The sequence below is a fragment of the Brevibacillus borstelensis genome (assembly GCF_003710865.1).
Classification (GTDB): domain Bacteria; phylum Bacillota; class Bacilli; order Brevibacillales; family Brevibacillaceae; genus Brevibacillus; species Brevibacillus borstelensis.
This window is the reverse complement of record NZ_RHHO01000093.1, coordinates 1-889: the sequence shown is the minus strand read 5'-3', so window position 1 is coordinate 889 and position 889 is coordinate 1. Positions and strand designations below refer to the sequence as shown.

The following is an 889-nucleotide window of genomic DNA, read 5'->3' as shown; positions in this document are numbered from 1 at the left end:
GAGCGACCAGCCGTCCGATACAATGTGGTGCATATTGAAGAGAAGCACACTCTCCCCTTCATGTCGGCGGAGTAGTCTAAAGCGAACGAGCGGGCCTTGGGTCAGGTCAAATACATGGCTCGCCTCTTCCTCAGCCAGACGATCCACTGTTTTCTCGAATGGTTCCGGAATATCCGTAATCTCAAGTGGCGTCCAGGATGGATCGACGACTTTCTGCACCGGCACCCCTTCGACTTCTTCAAACGTCGTGCGCAAAATGTTGTGACGTTCAAGAATGACGTTCAAGCTACTCTCAAGCGCTTGGAGATTGAGCTTTCCTTTCAGCCTAATCATACAAGGAATGTTGTATATCGAGCCGTCCGGCAGCAGTTGATTCAATATCCACAACCGCTGTTGGGAGAAAGAAAGTGAGATTTCTTTCACGTTTGCGTAGGACCGTGACACGACAGACTCGAGAACAGCGGGTTCTTCGTCGGCGTTTTGGAGCTCCTCCGCGAGACCGGCGACCGTCGGTGATTCGAACAAAGTCCGAAGACTAACCGATATGCCAAGAGAGTTGCTCAGTCGGGAGACGACTTGAGTCGCCAGGAGTGAGTGCCCGCCGAGTTCGAAGAAATTGTCGTGGATCCCCACTTCTTCCACGTTTAGGACCCTCGCAAAGACCTCGGCTACCAGTCCTTCTAGCGGAGTACGCGGCCTGATTCTATCGTCTGCCTTCATGAGAGCAAGGTCCGGTGCAGGAAGTGCCTTGCGATCCACTTTGCCGTTTGGTGTGAGCGGCAGGGATTCCAGAAGCACGAAGATAGAAGGAACCATGTAATTGGGAAGTTTCCGGTGAAGCGCTTCTGTCAAGCTTTCCGGCGTGACATTTTCAGCCGCAGGAACCACG

General features: G+C 53.0%; 1 protein-coding gene. It reads right to left on the bottom strand.

What is annotated here, in order from left to right:
* The coding region (locus tag EDM54_RS25945; RefSeq protein WP_259676347.1) for a condensation domain-containing protein at window positions 1–889 on the bottom strand (889 nt) is incomplete at both ends.